General features: G+C 58.6%; 7 protein-coding genes. 4 read left to right on the forward strand and 3 right to left on the reverse strand.

Annotation, left to right across the window (positions count from 1 at the left end; translation table 11 throughout):
- Positions 1-73: 73 nt before the first annotated feature.
- Positions 74-721, forward strand: a complete 648-nt coding sequence (locus ACZYSM_RS09745; RefSeq protein ID WP_489071137.1) for a glutathione binding-like protein — start codon at positions 74-76, stop codon at positions 719-721.
- A gap of 298 nt (positions 722-1,019) precedes the next feature.
- On the forward strand, positions 1,020-2,654 hold the full coding sequence (locus ACZYSM_RS09750) for a glucan biosynthesis protein D (protein WP_489071139.1): 1,635 nt from the start codon (positions 1,020-1,022) through the stop codon (positions 2,652-2,654).
- A 161-nt stretch (positions 2,655-2,815) separates the two neighbouring features.
- Here ACZYSM_RS09750 and ACZYSM_RS09755 read toward each other — a convergent pair whose 3' ends face one another.
- The 3 genes from ACZYSM_RS09755 to ACZYSM_RS09765 all read right to left on the reverse strand — a co-directional run bounded on the left by ACZYSM_RS09755 (position 2,816) and on the right by ACZYSM_RS09765 (position 6,467).
- Positions 2,816-3,922 carry an NADH:flavin oxidoreductase/NADH oxidase gene (locus ACZYSM_RS09755; protein WP_489071141.1) on the reverse strand — a complete coding sequence of 369 codons (1,107 nt, stop codon included), beginning with the start codon at positions 3,920-3,922 and terminating at the stop codon, positions 2,816-2,818.
- Between the two features lie 225 nt (positions 3,923-4,147).
- Positions 4,148-5,857: a single-stranded-DNA-specific exonuclease RecJ gene (recJ, locus tag ACZYSM_RS09760; RefSeq protein ID WP_489071143.1), complete on the reverse strand. Its 1,710-nt coding sequence runs from the start codon at positions 5,855-5,857 to the stop codon at positions 4,148-4,150.
- Between the two features lie 67 nt (positions 5,858-5,924).
- Complete coding sequence (locus tag ACZYSM_RS09765) at positions 5,925-6,467, reverse strand: YaeQ family protein (RefSeq protein WP_489071145.1); 543 nt, start codon at positions 6,465-6,467, stop codon at positions 5,925-5,927.
- A gap of 149 nt (positions 6,468-6,616) precedes the next feature.
- Between ACZYSM_RS09765 and ACZYSM_RS09770 the strand changes: the two genes are divergently transcribed.
- Positions 6,617-7,816: a CaiB/BaiF CoA transferase family protein gene (locus ACZYSM_RS09770; RefSeq protein WP_489071147.1), complete on the forward strand. Its 1,200-nt coding sequence runs from the start codon at positions 6,617-6,619 to the stop codon at positions 7,814-7,816.
- A 28-nt stretch (positions 7,817-7,844) separates the two neighbouring features.
- Complete coding sequence (locus ACZYSM_RS09775) at positions 7,845-8,762, forward strand: TIGR02285 family protein (RefSeq protein ID WP_489071149.1); 918 nt, start codon at positions 7,845-7,847, stop codon at positions 8,760-8,762.
- The last annotated feature ends 137 nt before the right edge of the window (positions 8,763-8,899 follow it).

The following is an 8,899-nucleotide window of genomic DNA, read 5'->3' on the forward strand; positions in this document are numbered from 1 at the left end:
TCATGCAACGAATCACCTTATCGTCGTCAATGTCGCGGGCCAACCGGCGCGCGATATTTGAAAAGGGACAACCATGATTTTGTTCTATGCACCCGGGGCCAGTTCGCTCGCCCCGCATATCTTGCTTCATGCCGCCGGACGGCCATTCTCACTGGAAAAAGTCGACCTCATGACCAAGCGCTGGTCGGGCGGTGATTTCAACCTGATCAACCCCAAGTCTTACGTGCCAGTCCTGCAGATGAACAGTGGCCAACGTCTGACCGAGTGCAGCGTGATCCTGCAGTTCATTGCCGATGGCGTGCCAGAACAAGCGCTGTTGCCACCACCTGGAACTCCCGAACGGTATGACGCATTGCAATGGCTGAGTTTCCTGGCCATGGAAGTTCAGAAGAACTTCATTACGCCAGAACGTCACGGCGGGGTCAGTGCCAATTTTCTGGCCAAAACCCCAACAGGCCAGCATGCGACCCGGCAATGGGTGAGCCCTCGCCTGGCCTTCATCAATCAGCAGTTGGCCAACCGGGAATATTTGCTGGGCGACCGATTTTCAGCAGCCGACGCCTATCTTTTCACGCTATTGACGTGGGCACGGCGGCTAGCCATCGACTTGGCGCCCTGGACCCATTTAAGCCGGTACTTCGCAAACGTCGGTGCGCATGCTGCGGTCCGCAAAGCATTGGAAATCGAAGGTCCACCTCACTCACTGCGAACTGCCGATTGAGCCTCGCCTGATTCAACCGTGACGTCAGGCGTCACGGTTTCCTGATCAACTGCGCTCTCAAAAACGCGAAATACTGCGCATCTCATCCACCAGATAGCGCATATCCTTGGATTACCCGATCATTTGCGCCGCTTGCCGCTGAACGCTCAGTCTTTTTTTCAGTTCATTGCGAACGGCTGGCGCTCTTTGTTATCTGTTTAGAGTCCGTTGCGTTTGGCCGAAGGCATGACCGAACCTCAATTTCCGATCCATTACGCAGCCAGGAACGGCACGGGATCGACCAAGACAGGTTGTACTTATGCACCGCAGGAATCTCCTGAAAGCCTCCATGGCCATCGCCGCCTATACCGGTCTGTCGGCAAGCGGGCTGTTGGCCGCTCACGCCTGGGCCGAAACAGAGACCGGCACCGCCGACGGCGAGGCCCAGACGTTCGACTTCGAGGCCTTGAAGGCTCAGGCCAAACAACTGGCAGGCAATCGTTACCTCGATACCAAGCAGGTATTGCCGCCGACCCTCGCCAACATGGCCCCGCAGCAATTCAACGCGATCCAGTACGACGGCAACCACTCGCTGTGGAATGACGTGAAAGGTCAACTGGACGTGCAGTTTTTCCATGTCGGAATGGGTTTCAAGCAACCGGTGCGCATGTACAGCGTCGATCCCAAGACCCGCCAGGCGCGCGAGGTGCACTTTCGGCCATCGTTGTTCAACTACCAGAACACCAGCGTCGATACCTCGCAGCTCAAAGGCGATCTGGGGTTTGCGGGGTTCAAACTGTTCAAGGCCCCGGAGCTGGACAAGCACGATGTGCTGTCCTTTCTCGGCGCCAGCTATTTCCGCGCGGTGGATGCCAGCGGCCAGTACGGTTTGTCTGCTCGTGGGTTGGCGATCGATACCTACGCCAAACGCAAAGAGGAATTCCCTGACTTCACCAAGTTCTGGTTCGAAACGCCAGACAAGGACAACACGCGTTTTGTGGTGTACGCCTTGCTCGACTCGCCCAGCGCCACCGGTGCTTATCGCTTCGATATCGATTGCCAGGCCAACCAGGTGGTAATGGCAATCGACGCGCACATCAATGCACGCACTACCATCGAGCAATTGGGCATTGCGCCGATGACCAGCATGTTCAGCTGCGGCACCCACGAACGGCGGATGTGCGACACCATTCATCCGCAAATCCATGATTCCGATCGTCTGGCCATGTGGCGCGGCAACGGCGAATGGATTTGCCGACCGCTGAACAACCCGGCGACGCTGCAGTTCAACGCCTTCGCCGATACAGATCCAAAGGGCTTCGGCCTGGTCCAGACTGATCACGAGTTCGCCAGCTATCAGGACACCGTGGACTGGTACAGCCGTCGTCCGAGTCTATGGGTCGAGCCGACCACCGCCTGGGGCGAAGGCTCCATCGATCTGTTGGAGATCCCGACCACAGGTGAGACCCTCGACAACATCGTGGCCTTCTGGACACCGAAAAAACCCGTCGCAGCGGGCGACTCGCTGAACTATGGCTACAAACTTTACTGGAGCGCGCTGCCACCCGTCGGCACGCCGTTGGCGCGGGTCAACGCGACGCGCTCGGGCATGGGTGGTTTTATCGAAGGTTGGGCACCGGGAGAGCATTATCCAGAGGTCTGGGCTCGGCGCTTTGCTGTCGACTTTACCGGCGGAGGCCTGGATCGACTGCCCGAAGGAACCGCCATCGAGCCGATCGTCACGGCGTCGAACGGCCAAGTGAAAGACTTCAACGTCCTGCTGCTTGAGGACATCAAGGGCTATCGCGTGACGTTCGACTGGTACCCCACCGATGACAGCGTTGCCCCAGTCGAGTTGCGGTTGTTCATTCGCACCCATGACCGGACATTGAGCGAAACGTGGTTGTATCAGTATTTCCCGCCAGCGCCGGATAAGCGCAAATACCCTCGATGAGCTCAGTCTTGAGTTAGTCGGGGCCTGAACCGGCCCCATCGCGAGCAGGCTCGCTCCCACACTGGATCTGTGTCATTCCACAATAGTGTGATCGACTCAGAACTAATGTGGGAGCGAGCCTGCTCGCGATGACGGCCGCATAGCCGACAAAGATCCCGGGGCTACTCCCGCAAATCCGACTCATGGATCGGCTGATCGCGGTGGGTCGCCCGCTGGTATTGCGCCGGCCAAATGGCTTTGTGTCCGCCCAGGTCGTCATCGGCATGCAGCGGCCAGTAAGGATCACGCAGCAGCTCGCGAGCCAGGAAGATGATGTCAGCCTGGCAGGTACGCAGAATGTGTTCGGCCTGAGCGGGCTCGGTGATCAAACCGACAGTCCCGGTGGCGATACCCGATTCCTTGCGCACACGCTCGGCAAAGCGCGTCTGATATCCGGGCCCGGTTGGAATCTCCGCATTCGCCGCGGTGCCGCCCGAGGACACATCAATCAGGTCTACGCCCAAGTCTTTCAGACGTCGCGCCAACTCCACGGTTTCATCGGGGTTCCAGCCATCTTCGACCCAATCGGTTGCCGATACCCGTACAAATAACGGCAGATCCTCTGGCCAGACCGCCCGTACTGCTTCGGTCACTTGCAGCACCAGACGGATGCGATTCTCAAAGGAACCACCGTATTGATCGCGTCGCTGGTTGCTCAACGGCGACAGAAACTGATGCAGCAGGTAACCATGGGCGGCATGCACTTCAACCACTTTGAAACCGGCGACCAAGGCACGTTTGGCAGCATCAACGAAGGCCTGGATGACCTCGGCAATCTGCCCTTCATCCAGTTGTTTCGGTGCGGTGTGTTCAGGGTCGAAGGCAATCGGCGATGGACCGACCGGGGACCAGCCGCCGTCGGCCGGTTTGACGCTGCCATGCTTGCCCAACCATGGCCGATGAGTACTGGCCTTGCGCCCGGCGTGGGCCAACTGGATACCGGCGACGGCGCCTTGGGCGGTGATAAAGCGAGTGATGCGTTGCAGAGGCTCGATCTGTTCATCGTTCCACAGACCAAGATCCTGAGCGGTGATCCGCCCGTCGGCAGTCACCGCTGTGGCCTCGGTAAAGACCAGACCAGCACCGCCCACGGCACGACTGCCCAGGTGAACAAGATGCCAGTCATTGGCCAGCCCATCGACGCAAGAGTATTGGCACATCGGCGAGACCGCGATGCGGTTGAGCAGCGTCAATTGACGAATGGTGTAGGGTTCAAGCAGCAGACTCATGGGGCACCTCTCAATCAGTGGTCAGGCTCCAGGGTTCTGTTTGAAAAGTCGACGAGTGACAAGAAGGGTGCAGCACCCGCCCCCGCGGGCAAAAATGGACAAGACGTCACAAGGCCAATCAAGCAGTGCTTAGAGCCTAGTCGACAACGGGGGATGAGGGAGGGTTCAGGAAAGATTCAGGTTGATCGTTCCCACGCCGGAGCGTGGGAACGATCTGTGATCTGACTACCGCGGTTCGATATGGGCAATCATCAATTGCACGGTTTCCTGCCCGCGAAACTCGTTGAGGTCCAGCTTGTAGGCCAGCTCGACCCACCGGATAGTCGGGTTCGGCCAGATCTCACGATCGATACCAAACGCGATGCCGTCGAGTTTCAGCGAACCGCATTCGCTTTTGAGCACCACTTTCAGGTGTCGTTCACCGACGATGCGCTGTTCGACCAACTGAAACACGCCATGGAACAGCGGCTCCGGGAAGTGCTGCCCCCAAGGACCTGCGTGACGCAAGGCGCGGGCCAGTTCCAGGTGGAACTCCTCAACCGCCAGCGTACCGTCAGACAGCAGCCGCCCGGTCAGGTCTTCCTCACGCAATTGTCTACGGACTTCAATATCGAACGCCTCGGCAAACGCCGGGAAGTTCTGCTCCGGCAGCGACAGCCCCGCCGCCATGGCGTGGCCGCCAAACTTACTGATCAATTCAGGGTGTTTCGCCGCCACGGCATCCAATGCGTCACGGATATGAAAGCCCGGCACCGAACGCGCCGAGCCTTTGAGCATGCCTTCACCCGCATCGGCAAAAGCGATAGTTGGTCGGTGGTAGCGCTCTTTCATACGCGAAGCGAGGATACCGATGACGCCTTGGTGCCAATCGGCTTCGAACAGGCACAACCCGAACGGCATCGATTCCAGCGGTAAGTCCTTGAGCTGGGCCAGGGCTTCGCGCTGCATGCCTTGCTCGATGGATTTTCGATCCTGGTTCAACTCATCGAGCTGGATCGCCATTTCCCGCGCAGAAACGATGTCTTCGCTGAGCAGACATTCGATCCCCAGGCTCATGTCATCCAGTCGCCCTGCCGCGTTCAGACGCGGGCCAATAATGAAACCCAGGTCGGTGGAAGTGATTCGCGAGTGGTCGCGTTTGGCGACTTCAAGGATCGCTTTAAGGCCCGGCCGTGCGCGTCCGGCGCGAATCCGCTCAAGCCCTTGATGAACCAGAATGCGGTTGTTGGCGTCCAGCGGCACTACGTCGGCAACACTGCCCAACGCCACCAGATCCAGCAACTCACCAATGTTCGGCTGCGGTTTGCTCTCGTACCAGCCGAGGCTGCGTAGGCGAGCGCGCAGCGCCATCAACACGTAGAAGATCACCCCGACACCCGCCAGCGCCTTGCTCGGAAACTCGCAACCCGGTTGATTCGGGTTGACGATGGCGTCCGCCGCCGGCAACTCATGGCCCGGTAAGTGGTGGTCGGTGACCAACACGGTCAGCCCCGCCGTTTTCGCCGCCGCCACGCCTTCGACGCTGGAGATGCCGTTGTCGACGGTGATCAGCAATTGCGGTTCGCGCTGCAAGGCCACCGCGACAATTTCCGGGGTCAGCCCATAGCCGTATTCGAAGCGATTGGGTACCAGGTAATCGACGTGGGCGGCGCCCAGCAGGCGCAAGCCGAGCATACCGACCGTACTGGCGGTCGCGCCATCGGCGTCGAAGTCACCGACGATGAGGATGCGCTGACGCTGTTCCAGCGCCACCACCAGCAAATCCACCGCCGCATCGATACCCTTGAGCTGCTGATACGGGATCAAGCGCGTCAGGCTCTTGTCCAGTTCAGCCTCGGACTGCACACCACGGGCCGCGTAAAGGCGGGTCAGCAACGGCGGCAGATCACCGAGAAACGGCAGGGTAGCGGGCAACAGACGGGGTTCGATACGCATGGGACGACGAATGCTTCTCTTCAAGAAAAGGGATAAAACACAGGTGATGCAGACCAGCGGCGAAGAATCAGCCGCGCTCGCCTGTCAGCCACTGCAGCTGGACTTCGTGCTGCCCGCGATCATCGGTCACGAAAATAGTGCCTTCGCTGATCATCACGTCCCACTTGATAACGCGCGGCATGTCTTTGGCCAGCACTTCCAGAATCTCTTGCGGCACAGCGGCGATGTTGACGTTTTTCAGGTTTTTCACGGCCGGGATCACTTTGGTTTCCCAGACACGCAGGCTGCCATAGGCCAGCAAACTGGTGCGCTCAGTGCGACGCGAGCACCAGGTCAGGCGATCGGCGTCTGGCTGACCGACTTCGATCCAGTGCAAGACACGATCATCCAGGCTTTTTTCCCACAAAGCGGGCTCATCGACTTCCGACAGACCGCGGCCAAAGGACAAATGCTCGTTGTACCAAAAGGCATAGGCCAACAGTCGCACGGTCATCCGTTCTTCAGTTTCCGAAGGATGGCGGGCGATGGTCTGTTTGACGCTTTCATACACCCCACGATCGAGGTCAGTAAGGTTCAGTTCAAACTTGTAGGTCGTGGACGGCTGGGCCATGAACGGGCTTCTTGATACGAGGAAAGGCGGCAAGTCTAACCGATGCGCAGGGTAATCAACGAATCCCGAGACTCATCATCCTTTAGCGAGATGGCCGGGCTATGTTAAAAAGCTATCTCCGCTCAGCCGCTTGTCCTACAGGATTTCCCATGCCGCTCACCGCCAAACCTCTTGCCGGGGTAAAAGTCATCGAACTCGGCACTTTGATCGCCGGGCCATTCGCGTCGCGCATCTGCGGCGAATTCGGTGCCGACGTGATCAAGGTCGAATCCCCGGATGGCGGTGACCCGCTGCGCAAATGGCGCAAGCTCTATGAGGGTACGTCGCTGTGGTGGTTCGTCCAGGCGCGCAACAAGAAATCCCTGACCTTGAACCTGAAACACCCGGACGGTCTGGCGATTCTCAAACAGTTACTCAGTGAAGCGGACATCCTGATCGAAAACTTCCGCCCGGGCGTACTGGAAAAACTCGGTCTCGGTTGGGATGTTTTGCACGCGCTGAACCCGAAACTGGTGATGGTGCGCCTGTCCGGTTTCGGTCAGACCGGGCCAATGAAGGATCAGCCCGGCTTTGGGGCGGTCGGCGAGTCCATGGGCGGCTTGCGCTACATCACCGGCTTCGAGGATCGACCGCCAGTGCGCACAGGCATTTCCATCGGTGATTCGATTGCCGCGCTCTGGGGCGTGATTGGCGCGCTCATGGCGCTGCGCCACCGCGAGGTTAATGGTGGTCAGGGACAAGTGGTGGACGTCGCGCTGTATGAGGCAATTTTCGCCATGATGGAAAGCATGGTCCCGGAATTCGACGTTTTTGGGTTCATCCGTGAGCGCACCGGCAACATCATGCCCGGTATCACGCCCTCCTCCATCCACACCAGCGCCGACGGCAAGCATGTGCAGATCGGCGCTAACGGCGATGCGATCTTCAAACGTTTCATGCAGGCGATTGGTCGTGAGGATCTGGCTGACGATCCGACCTTGAGCAGCAACGATGGTCGCGACAGCCGACGCGATGAACTCTACGGCGTGATTGATCGCTGGGTCAGTTCACTGCCGCTGGACGCGGTGATCGAGCAATTGACCCTGGCCGAAGTACCGGTCAGCCGGATTTTCAGCGCAGAAGACATGTTCAGCGATCCGCAGTTTCTTGCCCGGGAGATGTTCCTGCAGGCCAAGCTGCCCGATGGCAAAGCCTTCAAGATGCCGGGAATCGTGCCGAAACTCTCAGAGACGCCAGGGACATCCGAATGGGTCGGGCCAGAACTCGGTGAACATAACGTGCAGATATTAAACGACCTTGGCTACGACGCCGTACAGATCACCCGGCTACGTGAAATCGGGGCTATCTAAGCTGAAACAATTGTCTTTGGTTCGCCTGATGCAGACGCTGGCAAGCATCGCAATGCTCCGTCGCGCCTGGTGGCGAACGCTTCGCGTGCTCGGCATTTTGCCGATGCTGGTGTGCCTGTTGGCAGCGCCAAGGGCGGCTCAGGCCAAAGAGACGCTGATCTGGCTGCTGCGCGATTTACCGCCATTGACGATTCTCGATGGGCCACAAAAAGGTCAAGGCGCCATCGATCAACTGATGCCGCTGTTGATCGCCAGCATGCCGCAATACCAGCACAGCATCATGCGGATCAACCGCGCGCGCGGCATGCAAATGCTCCGTGAGCCCTCATTCACCTGCGATCCCTCACTGATCTGGAACAATGAGCGCACGCAGTGGATCGAGTTTTCGATTCCCGCCTTGAGAATCATGAGCAACGGTCTGGCGGTGCGCCATGAAGACCGCGCCACCCTGGAGCCGTTCATCATCGACGGCAGGGTCGATCTGACGGCGCTTCTGGCTAACGGCAGCAAGAAACTCGGGGTGGTTGCCGAGCGCAGTTATGGTCAACGGATCGATGCTCAACTGCAACACGCGCCGGTCGAGGCATTGGCTGCGCACTATGGCAATGATGCGCTAGGCAGTCTGTTACAAATGCAGCGTCTGGGGCGCTTGATCGCTTTGTTGGGTTATTGGCCAGAAATCCAGTACCAGGCACAACAGCAAGGCATATCGCCAACTGAGCTGGAGTTCTACCCGATCAAGGACACGGAAAAATACCAGTCAATCCATGTCGGTTGCTCGAATACGGAACAGGGCCGTCAGGCCATTACCAGCATCAACAAAGCCCTGCGCGACCTGCGTCAAAACACACTGATGGCGTTTTATGCCGCGGGGCTTGGTCCAGAGATGCGTCGCGATTACCTGGAAGACACCCTGGCATTTTTTCAGAGCCCTCAAGAGCAATGACAAATGACAGATCGAGTAGGAGGCGGGGTCACCCCCGCCGTCCTCTCACACCACCGTACGTACGGTTCCGTATACGGCGGTTCAAGCTATGCGGCTAAGCCGGTTTATCGTATCCAGTATTGAGACCAGCCCCAGCC

The organism is Pseudomonas sp. F220 (assembly GCF_057813935.1).